The organism is Clostridium sp. YIM B02569, from assembly GCF_022320765.1.
Lineage (GTDB): Bacteria > Bacillota > Clostridia > Clostridiales > Clostridiaceae > Clostridium > Clostridium beijerinckii.
On record NZ_JAKJJX010000010.1, the window covers coordinates 131,105 to 150,980 of the forward strand.

General features: G+C 32.5%; 25 protein-coding genes. All 25 read right to left on the reverse strand.

Going from position 1 to position 19,876, the window contains the following annotated elements; genetic code table 11:
* Positions 1-108: 108 nt before the first annotated feature.
* Entirely contained in the window at positions 109-894 is a 786-nt protein-coding gene (locus L3B96_RS10885) for a GH25 family lysozyme (RefSeq protein WP_238860849.1), read from the reverse strand.
* Between the two features lie 62 nt (positions 895-956).
* Positions 957-1,394 (reverse strand): hypothetical protein, encoded by a 438-nt coding sequence (locus L3B96_RS10890; protein WP_238860850.1) that lies wholly within the window; start codon positions 1,392-1,394, stop codon positions 957-959.
* Between the two features lie 15 nt (positions 1,395-1,409).
* A complete protein-coding gene (locus L3B96_RS10895; RefSeq protein WP_238860852.1) occupies positions 1,410-1,646 on the reverse strand; it encodes a hemolysin XhlA family protein in 237 nt (78 codons plus the stop codon).
* A 104-nt stretch (positions 1,647-1,750) separates the two neighbouring features.
* Entirely contained in the window at positions 1,751-1,900 is a 150-nt protein-coding gene (locus tag L3B96_RS10900) for an XkdX family protein (RefSeq protein ID WP_238860854.1), read from the reverse strand.
* Entirely contained in the window at positions 1,901-2,089 is a 189-nt protein-coding gene (locus L3B96_RS10905; RefSeq protein ID WP_238860856.1) for a hypothetical protein, read from the reverse strand.
* 11 nt (positions 2,090-2,100) lie between these two features.
* Positions 2,101-2,742, reverse strand: coding sequence for a hypothetical protein (locus L3B96_RS10910; RefSeq protein WP_238860858.1), 642 nt, complete (start codon positions 2,740-2,742; stop codon positions 2,101-2,103).
* Positions 2,743-2,754: 12 nt separating this feature from the next.
* Positions 2,755-3,573, reverse strand: a complete 819-nt coding sequence (locus tag L3B96_RS10915; RefSeq protein WP_238860860.1) for an emp24/gp25L/p24 family protein — start codon at positions 3,571-3,573, stop codon at positions 2,755-2,757.
* A 71-nt stretch (positions 3,574-3,644) separates the two neighbouring features.
* Entirely contained in the window at positions 3,645-4,049 is a 405-nt protein-coding gene (locus L3B96_RS10920) for a hypothetical protein (RefSeq protein WP_238860862.1), read from the reverse strand.
* A gap of 66 nt (positions 4,050-4,115) precedes the next feature.
* Positions 4,116-5,864, reverse strand: a complete 1,749-nt coding sequence (locus tag L3B96_RS10925; RefSeq protein ID WP_238860864.1) for a phage tail spike protein — start codon at positions 5,862-5,864, stop codon at positions 4,116-4,118.
* Positions 5,864-6,550 carry a phage tail protein gene (locus L3B96_RS10930; RefSeq protein ID WP_238860865.1) on the reverse strand — a complete coding sequence of 229 codons (687 nt, stop codon included), beginning with the start codon at positions 6,548-6,550 and terminating at the stop codon, positions 5,864-5,866. Before L3B96_RS10930 ends, L3B96_RS10925 begins: the two co-directional genes overlap by 1 nt.
* A gap of 14 nt (positions 6,551-6,564) precedes the next feature.
* On the reverse strand, positions 6,565-11,910 hold the full coding sequence (locus L3B96_RS10935) for a phage tail tape measure protein (protein WP_238860867.1): 5,346 nt from the start codon (positions 11,908-11,910) through the stop codon (positions 6,565-6,567).
* Positions 11,911-11,951: 41 nt separating this feature from the next.
* On the reverse strand, positions 11,952-12,542 hold the full coding sequence (locus L3B96_RS10940) for a bacteriophage Gp15 family protein (RefSeq protein WP_238860869.1): 591 nt from the start codon (positions 12,540-12,542) through the stop codon (positions 11,952-11,954).
* Positions 12,543-12,560: 18 nt separating this feature from the next.
* Positions 12,561-13,364 carry a hypothetical protein gene (locus L3B96_RS10945; protein WP_238860871.1) on the reverse strand — a complete coding sequence of 268 codons (804 nt, stop codon included), beginning with the start codon at positions 13,362-13,364 and terminating at the stop codon, positions 12,561-12,563.
* A 20-nt stretch (positions 13,365-13,384) separates the two neighbouring features.
* A complete protein-coding gene (locus L3B96_RS10950) occupies positions 13,385-13,816 on the reverse strand; it encodes a chloramphenicol resistance protein (protein ID WP_077845174.1) in 432 nt (143 codons plus the stop codon).
* Positions 13,813-14,163 carry a minor capsid protein gene (locus tag L3B96_RS10955; RefSeq protein WP_207716715.1) on the reverse strand — a complete coding sequence of 117 codons (351 nt, stop codon included), beginning with the start codon at positions 14,161-14,163 and terminating at the stop codon, positions 13,813-13,815. The genes L3B96_RS10950 and L3B96_RS10955 overlap by 4 nt, the downstream gene beginning before the upstream one ends.
* Positions 14,164-14,165: 2 nt before the next feature.
* Entirely contained in the window at positions 14,166-14,582 is a 417-nt protein-coding gene (locus tag L3B96_RS10960; RefSeq protein WP_238860873.1) for a DUF6751 family protein, read from the reverse strand.
* Between the two features lie 2 nt (positions 14,583-14,584).
* Positions 14,585-14,863 carry a hypothetical protein gene (locus L3B96_RS10965; protein WP_238860875.1) on the reverse strand — a complete coding sequence of 93 codons (279 nt, stop codon included), beginning with the start codon at positions 14,861-14,863 and terminating at the stop codon, positions 14,585-14,587.
* 2 nt (positions 14,864-14,865) lie between these two features.
* Positions 14,866-15,153 (reverse strand): hypothetical protein, encoded by a 288-nt coding sequence (locus L3B96_RS10970; protein ID WP_238860877.1) that lies wholly within the window; start codon positions 15,151-15,153, stop codon positions 14,866-14,868.
* 45 nt (positions 15,154-15,198) lie between these two features.
* Positions 15,199-16,161: a major capsid protein gene (locus tag L3B96_RS10975; protein WP_238860879.1), complete on the reverse strand. Its 963-nt coding sequence runs from the start codon at positions 16,159-16,161 to the stop codon at positions 15,199-15,201.
* 22 nt (positions 16,162-16,183) lie between these two features.
* Positions 16,184-16,867, reverse strand: coding sequence for a DUF4355 domain-containing protein (locus tag L3B96_RS10980; protein WP_238860881.1), 684 nt, complete (start codon positions 16,865-16,867; stop codon positions 16,184-16,186).
* A 130-nt stretch (positions 16,868-16,997) separates the two neighbouring features.
* Positions 16,998-17,201: a hypothetical protein gene (locus L3B96_RS10985; protein ID WP_238860883.1), complete on the reverse strand. Its 204-nt coding sequence runs from the start codon at positions 17,199-17,201 to the stop codon at positions 16,998-17,000.
* A gap of 26 nt (positions 17,202-17,227) precedes the next feature.
* A complete protein-coding gene (locus L3B96_RS10990) occupies positions 17,228-17,446 on the reverse strand; it encodes a hypothetical protein (RefSeq protein ID WP_238860885.1) in 219 nt (72 codons plus the stop codon).
* A 12-nt stretch (positions 17,447-17,458) separates the two neighbouring features.
* Complete coding sequence (locus tag L3B96_RS10995; RefSeq protein WP_238860887.1) at positions 17,459-17,656, reverse strand: hypothetical protein; 198 nt, start codon at positions 17,654-17,656, stop codon at positions 17,459-17,461.
* A 14-nt stretch (positions 17,657-17,670) separates the two neighbouring features.
* Entirely contained in the window at positions 17,671-18,534 is an 864-nt protein-coding gene (locus L3B96_RS11000) for a minor capsid protein (protein ID WP_238860889.1), read from the reverse strand.
* A complete protein-coding gene (locus L3B96_RS11005) occupies positions 18,521-19,876 on the reverse strand; it encodes a phage portal protein (RefSeq protein ID WP_238860891.1) in 1,356 nt (451 codons plus the stop codon). Before L3B96_RS11005 ends, L3B96_RS11000 begins: the two co-directional genes overlap by 14 nt.

Consider the following 19,876-nt stretch of genomic DNA (forward strand, 5'->3'; position numbering starts at 1 on the left):
ATTTAGTATATGTTATATTATATGCTATTATTCCATTAATTACCACTAAAAATAAGGCTAGGAAATTAATCCTAGCCTTTGACACTCGTAAGTATTAAATTATTTTTATTATTCTATGGAATAAAACCAACTTCCCAATGTTTCTTTTAATTCTAAACATTTGCTCATAGGCAAGTTTTGAGTTTCAATCCATACACCCTTTTCATTTCCTCTGAAGTAACACCTAACATCTTTGAAATATTGGAGTACATAATCAGCATCAACACCATTAAAGCTATTATCTCCTTGATAGCCATCAGGTAAATAATTTGTAACTACATACCCAGTAGTTTTATTTAATATCCCTTCATTAAATTCATTCATATCGCAATCAGCATTTATCCCAGGAACTGATCCTGTTTCAGAATACTGATGGCCTACTCTATTAGTAAAGAAATTAGCATTTAATTTCCATGGTATATTGTTATAATTTGCTTCCCATAATGGATAATTCGCAATTCTATTATCTAAGTTATCCATAAAACTAGTATAAGTATAAATACCTATTTGCATATTAGATAGCTCTTTGAATTTAGCAATAAATCTTAAAATATAGTCCATTAGTCCATCAAAATTAGTTTCTACATCTAACATTGGAATAAGATCATTAGTTTTATCCTTTATAGCATTATAAAAACTATTGGCCTGAGTTTCTGGAGCGCTAGTTCCAACTAAGAAATGATAAAATCCTGTTTTTAATCCTGAGTAATGTGCGTTAGAATAATTAGTGTCTAAGTAACTATCAACAAATGTTGTTCCTTCTGTTGCTTTAATATAAACAGCTTCTACTCCTGCTGCTTTTACCTGGTTAAAATTTATATTTCCATTATGATTACTTACATCTATACCTTTCACTTATATCATCCTTTCTTATTTTAAATATAAAAATAAGAGTAACCCTAAAGGCTACTCTAAAATTACGCTTGCACTGTTTGAGGTGCATCAGCAGGCTTTACCATTAATGCTTGGACTTTATTAAATTGTTCTGTTAATGCTTCCAATTCAGCTTTTAGACTTGCATTGTCATCTTGTAGCTGCTTGAGTAAAGTAGAATTATCTACTACTGCTGATTTCCCTTGGTTTATCTCTCCGGCAATTGCTTGCCTAATTTCTGCTACATCATTTTGGCTTAATTCAGGGAACTTAGCTAATAGCAATTTATCAAACTGATCTGCTTTAGATAATACCTTTTCCTCTACTGTTTTGCTTATTCTAAAGTTCTCATCTACTATGTTCCAGATAGCTTTACCTACAGTTATATAGTTTTTATTCTTTAATATAGTTTCTTCAACTCCACTTTTAACTAATTTACTTTCTAATACCTTAATTATTAATTTTAATGCTGTTCTTATCATTTTACATACCTCCAATTATTTATTAAATATTCCTGTTTGAATTGCATAAAAAAAGAAGCTTATTAAAGCCCCTCCAATTGCAGTTATAAACCACCTTATCATACCTGTAAGTGATTTTAGATTTTCACATAAATTTTTAAGTTCTGTCTTTAGTTCTCTTCCATCCTGCTCTAGTTTATCAAGCCTATCATCATGATTATCAAGCTTTTTATCATACGTTTTTATTTTATCCCTAATTAATTCTTCATTCATAAGTCACCTTTCCTATTTCAAATTTAAAATAGCACTAAAAAACACCTTATCGGTGCTGATCTGCTGCTTATATTATATTATTTTATTTACTACTTCCTAGTTTCCTATGACGTAGCGCTTACCACATAATCAATACCTGTAATAGTCTTGTATTGTTCTGCTGTTATCTTTCCTTTTGCTACATATATTTTTAAACTATCTGTAGTTGCAATATTTAAATCAAAATTAGTTTTGCAAAAATTATACCAATCCATTTATATAACACCTCCATTAACTAATTGAGTAATTAAATTAAATATCTGAGCCTGTAAATCTGCATTGGTTGGAGGTAATGTAACTACTTTATCTTTATTAGCCAGCCATCTTTCATAAACTTGTTGAGCAGTTTCTCCAGTCTCTTCATTATTAGTAAATGTCCCGTATTCTGTTTCTAATTTTTCCATCATGACTCCTCCTATGCTTTAAAATTAATATATAAATTTACTATAGAATTCCCAATTGTATCTCCTGTGTTAAGCTTATATAAAACAATATTCCCACCGGAAGTAATAGCTAATTTTACATTTACTACTGAATTTGAAGAATTTAATGTTGGTACAATTAACTGTTGCGTTGCACTTGGTGTAAATCCAGTTGGTAAAGTTCCTACTATAACACCATTTGTAACATCTCCACTTGACACCGATAACGCTAAAAATGCTCTATTACCTATTTTAGTGACATCTAAAGTTCCAGCATATAATGCCCAAGCATTTAATAATGTTATAGTTCCAGTTTCGCTTGTAGGAATTGATTTACTATTTATTTGCGGTGTTCCTGTAAAATTCGGACTTGCTAATGGTGCTTTAGTAGTACCTAGATTAGATATGTTCTGCGTATTTTCTGACAATGATGTAGTATTAGCATCGGTTGAAGCTTTGACCTCATTTATCGCCCCTTTGATTGTTTGGTCTGTAGTTGTTAATGTTGCTGTTCCAAGAAAGAATGCTTTGAGTTTTGCCCAAGTAGTATTCCTGGTATTCCCGTCCTGTTCTATCAATGCTAGGTCTGTATCTTTTGGATCTACTGTTGGTTTATCTCCTATTTTCCATCCCATTTAAATCATCTCCTATCCTATAAATTGTTCATTATTTTCATCCACCAAATAATCTCCGTTTTCATCTTCAAGATTACTGATAGACATTTTATTTATTAGAAAAAACATTTGCTGAATTAGCTGCCAATTAGCATTATTCTGTAACTGAGCTATAACGTTTTTGCCATCAGATATTGTAATGGTTAAATTATTATTTAATGTAGTTCCATTTGCTATATCAGCTTTTAATGTAGCATCTAGTGCATTTCCAGTAGTTATATCATCTTCTAACCTTTCTGCTACGCTTGTACCTGTTGCAATATCAGTTTCAAGCCTACTTGCAAGAGTTCCGCTTGTATTATTTAAATTGGTTAATGTATTTTCATGTTGCAAAGCTAATTGATTTTGCAACGCTAAATTATCAGCATTATCATTGTAGTTATCTATAAGCTTTTGAATCTGCTGCAAGGTTTCTATCTGGTCACTAGATTTAATAACAATATTAGTACTTGGATTTGGTTTTACTTCAAAGGTAAAAGTATTAGTTATGTTGGTACCATTAGAATCTGATATTTCAACAATTCCCTCAACATCACCAATTCCAAGAGTCGCCTGCACATCAAAATTAACTACGAACTGGTTCCCTGTAACACTTTGAACTATCTTTTCAACACTATATCCATCCGGTTTTTGTAGAACTATATGCATTTTCTGTCCTGTTAAATCAAGGCTTGCAGATCCTTGAAATATTTTTATAGTCATAGCTAATGTATCACCCTTACGTATGTTTTCATAAAGGCATTCCCCATTAGCATTTGTTGTGTCTATAGATAACTTTATAGGCTTTTGCATGTTATCCCTCCTTCCTTTTCAGATAAAATAAAAAGAACCTATGCTTTAACATAAGTTCTTGATTTATATAATTATTTAATCCAAACTCCATCTGAACCTACATGGTAGTTACCTATATAAGTATCATGCGCCATTATTCCGTCTGAATTTAGATAGTACCATTTTTTATTATTGTCTTTAACCCATCCGGTTTCCATTGCTCCTTCAGAATTCAAATAATACCAGTTGTTATTTAATTCTAACCATCCTTTTGCCCTAGAACCATCTTCCTTAAAAAAATACCATTTTCCGTTTAGATTTAGCCATTTATTTATAATCTGAACTCCATTTACAAAATATCCTTCATTGTTAGTCTCATCTACGTAAAACCATCCTGTAGATTTGTTTTCTTGTATTGATTGCCTTGTAGCAGCTTCAGCTCCAAATGACGATATAACGATTAAGCTCATAACAAGCGACAAAATTACCCTCTTCATAAATATCACTCCTTATCTTTTTACTTAAATTATATATTTTTTGGAACTTTTGTCAAATAGTTTTGTTTACATTTTATCATCTATCCTAGAATCAATATAATCTCTCAATGTTTGATTATCGATGAGTATGCTTGAACCGTCTCCAACGTATATTCTATTAAAATGTACATCTCCAAAAAATTCAACTTGGTCCATATTCCTTAAAGTTCTGTAAAAATCACTTTTATCATCTGTATTTTGTATATCAATATCCTTAACCACCGCATGTCCTGATGTTGTAAAATTAAAAACCATGTCTCCATTAACTTTTACTATTAACCCACCATTTTCTATAGTAACTCCGTTTGTATCTAACGTCATAGAATGAGTTCCTGTAGCATCTTTAATCGCTTCAACTACACTATCGACATTCTGCTCTATATAAGAACCAAATTCCCCTTTGCTTACTTTAGATTGTATTCTATCATCTAGTACCTCAATTGAAGCTTCTGTATCTTCCTTTAGGTTAGTTACACTTAATTCTATAGAATCTGCTCTGGCTTCCATGGTCACTTGAAATTCTTCTGATTTCTTTTTGACTTTTTTAATTGTAGCTGTATTTGTATTAGTTTTAGTATTAACTGTATTGGCTAAATTACTTGTATTATTAATAATATTAACTATATTGGTTTTCTTTCTGTTTCCAATAGTTACTTCTAATATTTTCCCTTGTCCATTTAAAGCAAGGGGATTATAAACTATCTTTGTTACTCTAGCTACAGCTGTTATATTTAGTTTTTCATAGTATACTGTAACATTATTACCTAATTCACATTTTTCTAAAATATCATAATCTTTATACTGCTCTGTCTTTTTTAATTGAGCGAATTTAACTGTATTGCTAACTGTCAAAGAATCGATTCCGTCTTCTGTGAATTTCTTTTGTCCTCTCTCCCTTAATTGGTTGTAGACTACATTTAAGGCAGCTGGAGTATCATCTACTGCCGAAACATCTTCGCAAGTTATGACTTTATATTTCTTGCCTAGAACACCCACATTAGGGGAAGTTATGACTTCATTGTTAGGAAGATAGATTCCGTCACTAGACTTCATAATAAGAACTGTCGCAAAATCATCACTTATATCATCAACGTCCTGCTGAAATTCTTGAAGATTCTTTCCACTTCTTATTACAAGAGGACTATCGGTTTTTCCTCTCTCGTCCACCATATCTATGGTGAAATTATTAAATATTATTTCTCCACCATAGGCGTTATAAATTGATTTAGAACCATTTGAATTATCTAATATTCCAGCTAACGGAGATACATAAGCAACATCAACATAATTTATAATATTCCCATTATCATCTAAACCAAGATTAACGCTTGTATTTGTGCTAGTATCTAAGTTCCCTACATGAAATTTACCTACATTATCTTGTACCGATCCTAATACTAATGCTATTGCTTGTTTTCTTGTCTTCCCACTAGGTACTAAAGGGGAATTCCCACCACCAAACACAAAATCATTCATAAGATCGCATCTTGCTATAGCTTGAGCATAAATGCTTATCTTTTTATCATTGCTATCTACAGATACTTTTCTTATTCTAAATAATTGGTCTGGTCTATCATCATATACAGGCGAACGAATTATATTGCCTTGTACTAGAAATTGACTAATATTTTTTCTATCTTGCATTGGGTATTCCAATTCTAAATCAAAGATCCCTTCTATATCTTCAGTAATTTTCACAGAATCTTTTATACAATCAATTAGTACCATTCCATTATTATTAAAATCTGTTGTGCCCTTTTTGAATAAGCTTATCATTATATGCACCTCCAGTTTGGTTTAATCTCTACTTTAGTAACTCCTGTTCCTGTCCATGTGATTAGATTCTCACCAATGTCTAGGTAGGGATAAGGACCATTTATTTTATTTTCTTTTCCAGCATAGCAATTTTGAATCGAACTATCTATTGTGATGCTCGTTCCTATTTCTGTAATATTAAAATTCCTATTGTTAATAGTAACTATACAACTTCCTGTTCCGTAAATAGTTATTATTGGCAAGCTTATATAGTCCGCTTTATTATGGTTTAATATAGTTCCATTTGTAATGGTCCTGAAGTCTTGACCATCTAGCAAATAACCAAAAGGCTGACACTTGAATTGTACTAAGAAATCATATACTTGATTTTCAACAATTTGATTTATAGGTACCGGGTTAACTATTTCAGCATCATAAAATCTATCCGGCCTATTTCCAAAAATAACATGTCCTTTCCCTCGTAGCCAACGGACTATTTTATTTGGGTCATTACCTTTATAGTCACATTCCACCTGTTTAATATCTGACGTATACTTATTAAATTCTGTTAAAGTTCCGTCTGCTCCATCAATATCCACATCATTAGTTGATTTTGTAGAATCTTGAATAGGAGGGAGGCTCACAATTTCAAGATTCATATCTACATTGTTTTTACCATTAAATACCAATATTTTATTTTCTTTCAATTATAAAACCTCCTTTAATAGTTTTTTTTCTTAAATGCATAGTATCCCATATCGCTTGACCATGATTCTAGGTCTTGGTCAGTATGTTGATGATAATTTTCTATATTAACTTTAAGCGTATTCCCATAATCATTTGTGGTTGAATTACTTATGCTATTAGTAATACTTCCAGATAATAAAGATTGCATTTGAGCTTGTTCAGCCATTACAGCAGATCTCATAGCTGCTACTTGATTAGATATCTCTGACTTTATAAACTGCTCTGTTTGCATATGATTTTTAATTGCTGCACCTTGGCTTACATATGCCACATCACCTTTAGTGGACATTTCTGGTGCTATTTCATTTGTATAATATAATCCAGCTTTAGGATTTGAACTAGTTCCGGTTGCATAATGTCCTATCTTTGTACTTTGACTCGCTGTATCATAATAAGTATAAGTTCCAGAATCGCTATCCGAACCATATTCATTACCACTTCTTATATGGATTAATTCTCCTACTGCTTCTTGAATAGTTTGTTTATTAGAATTTAGCCCAGTTAACAACGAATCTGATAAGCTTTGACCTGCATTTTGCCATTGTGGATTATAGGAATTTAATAAATCAACTAACTCCTGGTTATTGCCATTTAGTAATATATATCTAGCTTGTGCATTCACTGAATCAGTTTCTTGAAGTTTAGAATAATAATCCTTAGTATCTTTTAATTGCTTCTCTAGGGTGTCTTTTTGCTTATTGTATTCTTCTTCTAAGGCTTTCTTTTTATCGTCTGTATTCCATTCATCCTGTTGTTTTGATAATTCTTTTTGCAAGTCTTTAATTTGTAACGCATAAGCTTGTTTATCTGCATAGCTAGCAGTGTTATTCATTTTAGCTTGTAATACTGCAATTTTATTATTATATCCCTGCTCAGTATCACTCCTGCTTGTCTCTGTACTTTCTTTTTCCAAGGCAGCTAATTTTTTATTATAATTACTTTCTAGTTTAGTTAATTTAGAATTTATTGAATTTTCAGCTGCGGTTTCTTCGGCTTTTAATTCATTCTCTATCGCTGTAGTTACAGCTTCGGCTATTTTTGTAAGCTTATCCTTCTTTTCCTCCGCAATTTTGACTTGCTGTTCTGCTGAATCCTTAGCATTTTGGATTTCATTTTCAGCAACCATTTTAGCTAAATCCATTTCTTTTTCTACGCTATCTTGTTTTGCCTTTAAAACCTTCTTTTGTGCTTCTAGTTGCTTCTTAGTGCTAGAATCTGTTGTATTATCTATTGTTGTATCTAAATCATCTATATCTGCTTTTAAACTATCAACTTGACTCTTCAGTGAAGCATAATTGGCATCATCTTCAGCTTTCATTTTACTAGCTTTATCTTTTGAAATATTAGCCATATCTAGCTCGTTGTTTAGGCTTGAGAAACTTGAATTACCAGAACTTGAATTAAAGGCATCAACTAAGCCATTTGCTAATTTCTCATTTAGCTGTACGCCATTTTTAGCACTTTCTTTTGTATTACTAGATATATTACCTAATAAGTTATTTTGGGCGCTCATAGCACTAAGCAATTTGTTAACAACAACGCCAAAACGACTATCTACAGCATTAGAAACGTCTTTTTTCATTGCATTAACGCTAGAACCGTGGTCTAAGATTCCAGTTCCGCCGCCTAAGTAGTATAGTTCGTTTTCACCTGTAGACATTTCCCAGCCATGTTCATGCAAAGTTGTTAGCCCTTCATCTCCACCACTAGTACCAGTATAATTTGAATCTATTACACTTTTAGCAACATTTACGGCAGCATTTACACTTTTCCCTGAAAGTTGCCTAAAAAAGTCACTTATACTTTCTAATATGGATAACGAATTACCAGCATCAACATGCACTGATGTATTAGCTTCTTTCCCATTTAAGTCTTCTATCTTTCGATTGGTAGTGTCTATATTTGCATTTGCTTGTTCATTATTAGCTGACGTTTCCACTGTTGGGGTTTTAGATCCTAATTCATCAGCTTTATCTTCTGTTTCTTTAAATTTTTCTAAAGCGTCTTTATTATTAACATCAATATCCACTTTCGCTGGACTGCTTGCTAAATGGTCAACTACTGCTTTTTTTACATCATCTGCATTTGCAATAGTTCCATCTTTATTAAATTCGATCTTGACTTGTTCTCCATTTATATTTGCTATAGCTACTTTCATTCCATTAGCTTTTTCAATAATAGTCTGCATTTTAGAAACTGTCTCACCAGTATCTATTTTTATGATGCTGTTCCCGTCAAGTTTTAAATTGCTCATACCGTACTGAACATTAGATGCTAATTGTTGCATTTCCTTAGAAACTTTTTCACCTGTTGCTTTTGCATCATTAGCAAATTTCTCGCTATATCCGCCAAACTTCCCTGTAAAAGTATCATAAGCACTTGTAATATTTCCTGTAGCTTGATCTACTGTAACATAAATATCATGCCACTTACCTGTGCTATCTTGTACTCTTTTCATTCCACTTTCGGTAGCATCAGCTATTTCAGAATATTGTTGTTTTAATTTATATAAATCGCCTTGTGTATTCCTATCAGCTGGCGAAAACATTGTTCCATCAACTTCATTTAAATTACCTTCTAATGATGGATTTTTCTCATAAAGCATATTGAGATATTCTCTACGTTTGGACTTCTCAACATTAATTAGATCATCATATTCTTTTTTCTTATCTTCAATTTGCTTCTTATAACTTTCAGCTCTTGCGGTCTCACCAGCTTTTTCAGCTTGTTTTTCCATATTGGCAAGTTCATCTAAACCAGTTTTATAAGTTGCACGAGCATCAGCAAAACTTTTTGAAAGATCTTGGGACGCTGATTGGTATTCCTTGGTTGCATCCTCAGCACTAATTCCTTTTAATCTTTCGCCAAATTGGTTTTTAGTAAAATCTGATTCAGCTGTATTCTTAGCTTCAACCTCAGCTTGAATTTGTTTTACTTGTTGTAAGTAGCTTTCAATAGTCTCTACATCTTCTTGACTTAGCTTTCCATGTTCTTGAATCGCCCTTTGCCATCTATCTGTGATTTTATTTTGAATATCTTCTACTTGCTTTAATTTTTCGTCGCTTGCTTTTCCGGCTTCATCTAAAACGCCTTGCTCATCTGCATCTATTCCGCCTTTTTCATTGAACATTTTAGAAAGTTCGCTTTGTAGTTCGCCTTTTCTTTTATTGATTGTAGATTTAGCACCATCAATCATTTCATTTATCTTGCTTTGTATTTTGTCTTGGTTTTCCTTACTCATTTTATCATCTGAATTCGCACCAGTAAGAACCATTTCAAAATCATGATATTGCTTTGTAGCTTTTTCAATTCCATCTTTGAAAGAATCTGAAACGCCTTCCCCGAAGTCTTTGTAAATAAGTTTAGCCTTTTGTAATTCTGCCTTTGACTTAACTACTCCGCCAGTACATGCATTGACTGCTTTTTCCCAGCCATTCAAATCATCTGTACTAGCATCTACTGATTTGCTTAATAATTCGTGATATGTTACCGCTCCAGCTATTCCAACTATCAACGCACTAGCTGCTCCAGCTGCTAACCCTCCTGCTACACTAAAACCAGCAAGTGCTGCTTCTCCAGCTTCTGCTCCTGTTCCAATTAGTCCTAACCCTTTTCCTAAAGTTCCACCTAATTTAATTAATCCACCTATACTGTTTGTCACTGTTCCGATAGTTTTGGTAACTGGTCCGATAGCCGCTGCAAATAAAGCAGTTTTAATAATGCTTTCTTGCATTGGTTCTGGTAAATCAGCAAATCTATTCGCCATGTCTTGAACTTCATTTGCTATTTTCGTTATTGCTGGTGCTGCTGCTTCTTCTAGTTTAATAGCTGCTGTTTCAATACTACCTGTCATTTGTTCTATAGCAGATTTAGCATTATCTTGCATAGTTGTTGCCATATCTTTAGCTGCACCGTCAGAATTTTTATAAGACTCTGTTAAATCATCTAAGCCTTTTTTACCACCTTGCATTAGAACAAGCATTCCACTCATAGCTTCTTGCCCAAAGATTGTAGCTGTTAAGTCTTGCTTTTGCTGTTCTGTCTTACCCTCTAAAGCTTTTGAATATTCTCCAACTATTGTACTCAAAGATTTTAATTTTCCTTGTGAATCAAAAGCATTAAAACCAATAGATGCCATTGCTCCGGCTGCTTCATTACTAGGACTTGCCAATCTAGTTAATGCACTTCTTAAAGTAGTTCCAGCTTGACTTCCTTTGATTCCGCTGTTAGCCATTTCTCCGATGGCTGCTGTAACTTCTTCTAAAGATAGCCCCATAGAATGAGCGACTGGACTAATGTACTTCATCGCTTCGCCCGTATCTGCTACCGCTGCATTTGTTGCATTCGCATTCTTTGCTAATACATCAGCTACATGTCCAGCTTGGTTAGCTTCTAAACCAAACCCACGTAATGTTGAAGCTGCAATATCAGAACTTGTTGCGAGATTTTCCCCACTTGCTGCTGCTAAATCTAACAGTCCTGGCATTGCTGCCATAGTTTCTTGTGTATTAAACCCAGCTGCAGAAAGTGCTTCCATCCCCTCAGCTGCAGCTTTTGCACTGAAAGCAGTATCTTTCCCTAACTGTAAAGCTTGATCATGTAGTTGTTTAAATTCTTCTCCAGTTGCGCCTGAGATGGCTTTAACTCTCGACATTTGCGCATCGAAGTCAGCACCAGTTTTTAATGCTACTGCCCCCATTAATGTAAGTGGAGCTGTTACATTTCTTGTGAAAGAATCTCCTACATCGGAAATTAATTTCCCTGTTTTACTTATACTTTCAGCTACAGAAAAGTTCTTAAAGCTCTTTTCCGCCTCTTCTACCTTTTTCTTTATATTATCAATAGATTTAGTTGCAGACATACTGGCACTAGAAAAATTGCCATCCAAACCATTAATAGCATCCTTAGCAGAATCTAAGCTTATTTTTTTATTATTTAAGCTATTCAATCTAGTTTCTAACTTCGCAACACTGGCTTCAGCTTTTTCCATCTGACTAGATATTTTGTTTTGATCTTTTACATTTGTAGCATTCTCATAAGCTTTCTTTAAATTCTCAAGTTTTTCTTTCTGCTTATCCAATTGAGTGCTAGTTTTTTCTATACTTTTAGAAACATTCTCTAGTTGCTTAGGAATTTTGCTAAAATCAATATTCTTAGCTGCTTTACCAACATTATTAATAGAACTTTCGGCTTGCTTCATTGCCTTATCAACGCCTTTTCCAAGTCCATCAGCAACCTTTTTACTGGCAGTATCAACATCCTTTTCAAATCCACTGGTATCTAGCTTAGTATCAATAATTATCTTTCCGTCATTTGCCATACAAGTAACACCTCCTTCCAAACAAAAAAGAGCAACCTAAGTTACTCTTGTAGTTCTGATAAATCTCCACCACGTTTTAATATTGCTGCTAAGTTTTTAGTATGCTTAACCTCTTCTTTGCTTCGCGGTATTGCGTATATTTTTTTTATTTTAGTATAATGATCTTTTATATTTTTATCTGTAATTTTACTTAAATCCATAGCTCTTATAGACATTATTTTCGATATCTCATTATCTTCTTTTAAGGAATTAAACATAGCTTTAAATTTCCACCAATGAAGATTTGTTTCTTGTAAATCTACTCCATATTGGTCTAAAAATGCACTATAAATTTTATCTCCATCGTAGTCGAAATTATAAATATCTTCTTTATTAGAATTTGCTTTTTTCTTTTTACTTTCTTCTTTACCACACCTATAAAACCAAATCATTTGCTCTATAGCTTGATTTATATTTAATGGAATATTAGGATAATAAATCTCTAATGCTCTAGTAAATATTTCTTGATCATCTAATGATTTGTCATTAAATAATTGCTCAAACTTAATAGAAAAACGAAAGTCAGTATTTATTTTGACTTCCGTTCCATCTATTAAAACATATTCGGGCAATTTTTCTAGTAAAATACTCATATCATTGCCCCTTTCTTACTATGCTTTAGCTACTACTGTAGCAATACCTGCTTTTTTAGCTTTTAGACTTGAATCAACTTCAACTATGCAAATTTTATTACCTGTAACTGCGGTTATATCCGCGCTTCCATTCCATACTTGATATCCTGAACAATCATCATTTAACGCTGGCGTCGTTACTGTACTTGCTGTCTTATACATATAGAAATTACCGCTTGTTAGTGGTTGAGTTATTGTAATTTTAGTTGTTCCAGTAGACGAACCTTCAACTGATGTAACTGTTAATGTTCCAAGACTTTCTAAGTACTCTCCTTCATGGAATTCTTTTTCTTGAATATCGAAATATCCAAAGACAGGATCACCAACACAGTTTAAATTTCCTGCCCCAGTCATTGTTTCACCACCAGCACCTTGGCTGTTTGTTACTTCTACTGCAACCTTAAATTTTCTAGCCTTAAAGTATCTTGTTGAATTTGGCACAGCAGGTAAAAATAATTCTGTTCTAACGTAATATCTTTCTGCCTCTACACCTACTGCATGGTTTCTTCCTATAAAATATAATTCTTGGACTGCTTCAATTTCCGCTTTTTCTTCATCGTCTGCATCGTTATACATTAAATCTAGATCATAAGAGAATTTTGTATCATATCCCTTTATTGTAGTTGATTTATTCTTATCTTTTATATATGTTTTGCCTTCTACCTGCGCCCCAACATCTTCGTTAAGAGTATTGAAGCCTGTACCCATAAAAGCATTCTTTCCAGTATCTTTAATAAGCAAATAATCAGCTATGTCATATCGTCCTATTTTTTTATTACTCATTCTTCATCATCCTTCTCTAATTATTTCTTTTGAAAATATGTTAACTTACATTGTATTTGATAACGTGCTGTGTTCTGAGTGTTATGAAGTAAATAACCATGTGTTAATACCTCTAGTTTCTCCGCACGCTTGCCATCTCCCATTATTGGTAATATATTTGCCCTTGTGTTCTCCTCTATCCAATCAGCAAATTTCTCATAGAATCCACTATTATCTATATTTTGAAGTATGTTTTCTGAATATGGTTCTCTGCTACAAAATATAAACTCAAATTGCCTTGTTGAACTCCTATCAATATATTTTTTTACTATAGGTTCACAAGGTACCTCTTCAATAGAATAGCTATCTGCATCACCGCTAAGATAATCCACATTAACCTTTATAGCATCATCAAACATTTCTAAATAAGGACATGTCCTTATATAATCTCTAATAGATTCAACTATTGTCATTTTGCTTTGCCTCCTGCCATATCAGCCATTTTCTTTACAATCTTTTCGCCTTGGTCTGCCCACATTCTTTTATCCCATTGCTTGCCTCTAATTCCTCCATTAGCTGTACCATTCATTCCTTGGCCTTCATTTTCATAGTATTGCTCTTCTGCATACTCTGCGGAATACTCAATACTATCTACATTTATTTTTACATCTTGGTCCTTTAAATTTCCTGTTCTATAGGGTATATAAGGATTCATTTCCTTTGCACATTCTTGTGTAAAAGCTCTTTGAACAGCTCCATTTTTGTCTAAGCCTCTTTTCCTTAATATTTCACCTGTGTTTAATTGGATTCTTACTGCCAAGCTTATACCCCCTCAATTTCAAAATGACTTGGTAAATTAGTATCAATGCCTTTAATATCTATAACATCATCAAAGTTTTTGACTAAATCAGCTAATGCGTTTGGTTTAACTCCTGTAATTTCAAAGTCAATTTTTCCTTTAACTATTTTGTCAGAAATATTAAAAGTAAAATAATTTGGTTTTTCATTATCAGGCAACTTAGCAAACTTCTTAGGTGGCATGTAATTACTCAGCCTATCAATAATAATAGAAACACCATTCATAAAGGTTATTCCCTTATCATCAGCGCTTACTGTTACACTTATTCCCCCTTGCCAGTTACAACCTTCAATTACTGTTCTTTGATATTTATCTATGCCTGTAGATTTATCTACATAGCGATTATATAGGGTTATATCACAATTTTTATTAATAACCATACTTACCACACCCTTAAATTACCCTTTTTAGGTAACAATGCAAGCACATCTTTAGTAAGAGTTAAAGCTTCAAGTTCACTATCAAAAGTCATGCTCTGTTTACCTTCAGTAAATGACCTTACTCCTGGAGTCTTTGAGTTCATTATTTTACTTATATTATTGATAAATAATTTAATTGCTAATGGATAATTAGCTTCTATATCAGCCTTTTCATATTTGCCATTATAATGATTATAGATAGCTGTAAGAGCCATTTCGTGTAATTCATCATCAGTAAACATAATTATTCACCTTCTTTTTTGCCCTTTTTATCTGCCCCTTTATCATCTGTTTCAATATTTTCAGTTGAAGATTCTTTTTCCTGCTCCTGTTCTTTTTGTTTCAATGCTTCTTCTTCAGCTTTTTTCAATTCCTCTTGCTTCAATCTTTCCTCTTCAGCTTTCATAGCTTCTTGCTTTAATGCTTCTTCTTTTTCCAACCTTTCCTGTTCCAGTTTTAAGGCATCTTTCTCTTTATTTTTTTTCAACTCTTCCTGTTCTCTTCTCATTCTATTGAATGCAGCTAAACCCATGTAATTTCCTCCTTAAATACAAATAGAGCAGCATTTGCTACTCTACTAAACTATTTTATGTTTAAATTGAACAATTCTAATCGCCTTGTTATCATATACTCTTTGCCAATTTGCTGCTGTTGAAAGTTCTGTATTAGTAGGTGAAGCTCCTGCCACACTTGAATTTGTGAATTTTATTCCTCTTGGGTGTAAGATATAATGCTTTCTATTAATTAATATGTCATTACCCGCAAGTGAATCTCTATCGGTTTCTGTAGGTACTGGTGCATTTCCATTACCCAAACCAACTGCACCAGCTCCAAATATATAACTAGTAAAAATACCATTAGCAGTATCTACTGGACATCCATCATCTTCAATAACAGCCTTTTCCATATAAGTTTTAAGAACGACTTTCCCTTCACTATCTCTTACTGTTTGAATTAAATCTCTTTTCGCAAGTTCTGAAACAGCTGCTGAATGCATTCCAATAGCAGTAAGTTTATCTTTAGCATCTCCTAAAAGTTGAACTGCATCAATAAATGTTGTTCCACCTATAATGGCAGCATCTCCTGTTTTCCCTGAAATATCATGTACGTTTCCACTCATTGAAGCTGAACTGAAAACACCATTTAACATGGCAATAAGAGTTTTTTGCATTTTTCTTGCCCAGTATCCAGCTACTAAATCACCTATAGCTCTCATTGGATCATCTCCACTAAGTGCCTTTGCTAGATCATTCACTGACCATGCTTTACCTCTCATTAATAATACTGCTTGATCTTGACCTGATGTGATTTTCTCAGGTGTTAATGCTCCATCGTCTGAAAGAACTTCATCATCACCATTCAAATCATCCCAGTAAGGCATATTTAATATTCTTCCACCACTTAAAGCTAATGCATCTAGTTCTGGATTATTTTGAACAATTCCACTACTATAAAGCGCTGATAACTCCATGGTTTTTTCTACTACATATGGATTAAATACCTTTGGTTCTATAATGTCACTAATTTTTGTTGTTGCCATTTAAAATCATCTCTCTTTCTAATTATTTTCCAGCCATAGCTTTTAATTTTTTAGCCAGTTCTGGATTTTCTCTTAATATTTTTGCTTGCTCTGTTAAATTAAAAGTTTCCTTCGCCCAAGGATTCTTTATTTTTGGTGCTCCTCCACCTGCAGGTGGTTCATAAGAACTTGTACCTAACCTTTCCATTACTTTTTCATCCACTAAAGGTTGTAATATTTCCTCTAGTAAAGCAATTTTAGTATCTGTTGTTTCTTCATCCTTACCTAAAATTAACTCAATTGCTTTTATTGGAATTTTCTTTTCTGTTAAAACTCCTTGATATTTTGCGACCATATCTGAAAGTTGTTTTTCAGTTTTCATTCTTTCAAGCTCTGCCTTTACTTCATCAAGTGCAATTTCAGTAGGTGTTTTATTTTCATTTGATTTCTTCTTTAGTTCTTCTTCAATAATTTTAGGAAGTTTTTCTTCATTGAATTTTTTGTCATGTGTAGTTATTGCTGTTCCAATAGCGCTATCAATTTTGGATTTATAATAACCACTAATAGTTGCGTTTTCAGTTACTAATTTATTAAAATCCTCTGTACTTAGCTTAGTTAAATCAACCTTTCCCAAGTCCTTAAATTCATCATGTCCTAGGATAATTTCATTAATGTCTTGGTCATCTGTTGCACTTTCAATTAATGCTTTTATATCTGCTTTTTTCATTCTAAGTTCCTCCTTATCCCTTGCAGTCCAATGTCCCACAAAGTATAAATTACTTTTACTAATCCAGTTCTTTAAACTCTGCTGTATAGTAATAAAAGACATAATAAAAAGCCTTATTTCTAAGACTTAATTACTTTTCATTTTTACTTATGCTATTTTCTTTTTTTATTTCCGCTATCCCTTCTAAGTCTACTTTTGCATCTATCTTCATTGTGACTTCTGCAATACCTTTCTTTTCTGGTTTATAATGTACATTCATTTCAAGAATTGTATCTACTCTTTTACCATTAAGCTCGACACAACCTTGGTTAACTTTAATGTATGGAAATTCCATTTATACATTCCTCCTAAAATAATTTTCTATTTTAAAACTAGTAAATTTTCAATTGCTTCTATTGGTGTTTCATCTTGTTTCTGCATTGAATAAACTAAAGTTTCTTTTATATTCAGCTCAACTTTATTTTCATCTAAAAGTTTATAAGGGCATAAAAAAGCAAACTTATCTGTCTTTTCATAGCAAATTAATTCTTTTTCCTCTTCTGTTGTGTAAGTTTGATTTAAATCTAGTTTAATATTCATTCTAATCACTCCTTAACCTGTACTTTCAATAAATTTTAAATCCTTAATAGGAATATCTGATTTACTCTTGTAACTTTTGCTTCTAGCTCTATGAGTGTGTACAAAATAACCATCATCATCTTTTCCAACGCCTACATTGTACTTTTTACCACCTTTAGAGATAGACTTCTGTAAATTAAATTCAGGATGCTTGTTTACTTTCTTAGGCAATATAATCAACTCCTTTATGCGTTATACCACTCTTCATAATCTCCCCAATCAACATTTTTAGGTATATTGGGTTTATATCCTATAGGTGTAATTGGAATCAATGTACTTCTGCAAAAGGGGTGAAGTGGTGGTATTGGCTTATTAATATCATTAATCCTATATGGTGGATCATTTGCATGAGGTCTACAAAATCTTGAAGTTGCACTATCAAGAACTACTGAGAATATCTGATATTCTATACCATTGTCTTTACACCATTTATCACTTACAGCACTTTGAACTCTTGCAATTTCACTAGCTACAATTCTTCTAGTGTTAAATTCATTAGCAGCAAATCTTTTTTCTATTACCTGCTTAATATCATTAACATTAGTCTTACCTTGCATAAATTTCTTAATTTCTTTTTGTAAGGTGCTTGCTACTTGGTTCTTATCATCCCACAGACGTTCTGAATAACTTTTACCTTCAACTTTTTGACTAATAATCTTCTTAAGTTCTTCAGTATTAAGTCTTTTTCTTTTATTATTTTTATCTAAAGTAAATAAAAAACTATTTGAATTATATTTATCTTGTCCCACTTCATTTAACATGCCTGTTATTTGCTTCCGCTCGGCTCTGTATTGGCTTTTAAATGTGTTCTCGATAACTTTATCAAGTCTACTCTTCTCTTTCTTCTGGTCGCTCTCAGACATGCTCATAACAGTGTCATGAATCTTATAAATTAGCATCATATTAGATATTTCATTTAATAAGTTTTTCATATCTTTAGATTGCTGTTCAAGCAATGGCTTGATATCTTCTTCGCCCTTATCAAAAATATATTTTGTAAACTTTAAATATGCAGCTTGAAAAAATAGTTGAAATCTATTCAGTTTCATTTCCATCACCAACTATATCATCAGCGTTGTTATTTTCTGTATAATCACCCATTCCTTGATTTTCAGCATTATTTTCTAGTTCTATTTGCTCTCCTTCTTTATCTACATCAGTGATTGTTGGAATCAAAGCTCTTTTGCTTCTATTGCTCATAACTTCATGAGGTATTTTAGAAACTATGTCAGCTAAAGCAGTTAAATCAGCTGGAACATTTGGAGTAAACTTAATTTCTATTTTATTTACATCATACTTTTTGCCTTCTGTTATCTCCAGGTACTTAAATAAGCATTTCAATCTAGTTTTTATGATATTAGCCATTGCCTTTTCATTCATTCGGCATTTACTTTCTAGCATTTGTAATCTAGATCTTAGAGCAATACCACTTAAATTACTCTGCATCTTTTCATTATTATCAATATGACAAGTTAAAACATAGATTAGAGCAATTAAATCATCTCGAGTATTTTTGATAAATGCATCATTAATTTCTTTTATTAGCCATTCTGCATCCTGTGTTTCCTTATCTTCGAATTCCATTACTGCATTATCCTTAATTATAGGCTGTTTAGTTCCATCTTCGTCTTCTTGACTAGCATTGAACAATTTTAAGATTGCATTTCTAAAATCACTAATTTCACAAACCATATCAGATAAATTAGTTTCAAGTGCATCCTGAATTGTTTTTATGGTCCTGTAGATTGTTTTATCACCTTCGACATATCCTCTTCTTTCACTATATTCCTTACCACCAACTATTCCATAACCTACAGGTACTATTCCGAAGTAATGCGGTGTAGCTAGTTCAACTTCATTAAATTCACTATCATAATGTATAATCTGCTTATCAGTATACATGTCAATAAATGTTTCAGTTCCTCCATCATCCGTATCTTCTTCATGAACATGCAAGAAAAATAAAGGCTCCTCATTAACCCTATACATATATCCATCTAAAGCACTTATCATTCTATTTTTAAATTTCTTTTCTTTATCAAGATAATTAATTTCATATCCTGTTCCATTCTTAACTAATTCAATACCACCATTTAAATCATGATCTTCTAAGTTATTTTTCAAATTATATTCTATATCCTTGGTGACTTGTGAGTTATTATCAGTAGATACATAAGTAACTGAATTTCCAAAACTATAAGTTGCTTCTTCATCTACTAGTTTTTGTACAAAATTAGCATTCACTTTTAAATTACTTCTTCCCTCTATAGGTTTAAAGTCTTTTAAAGCTTCTGTAGTGCCATAATAATATTTATTTATATCATTGTAATGTTTTGAGTTATTCTGATATCTTTGATAAGCTTTTTTAATAATCTCTTCTGAAATATCCAT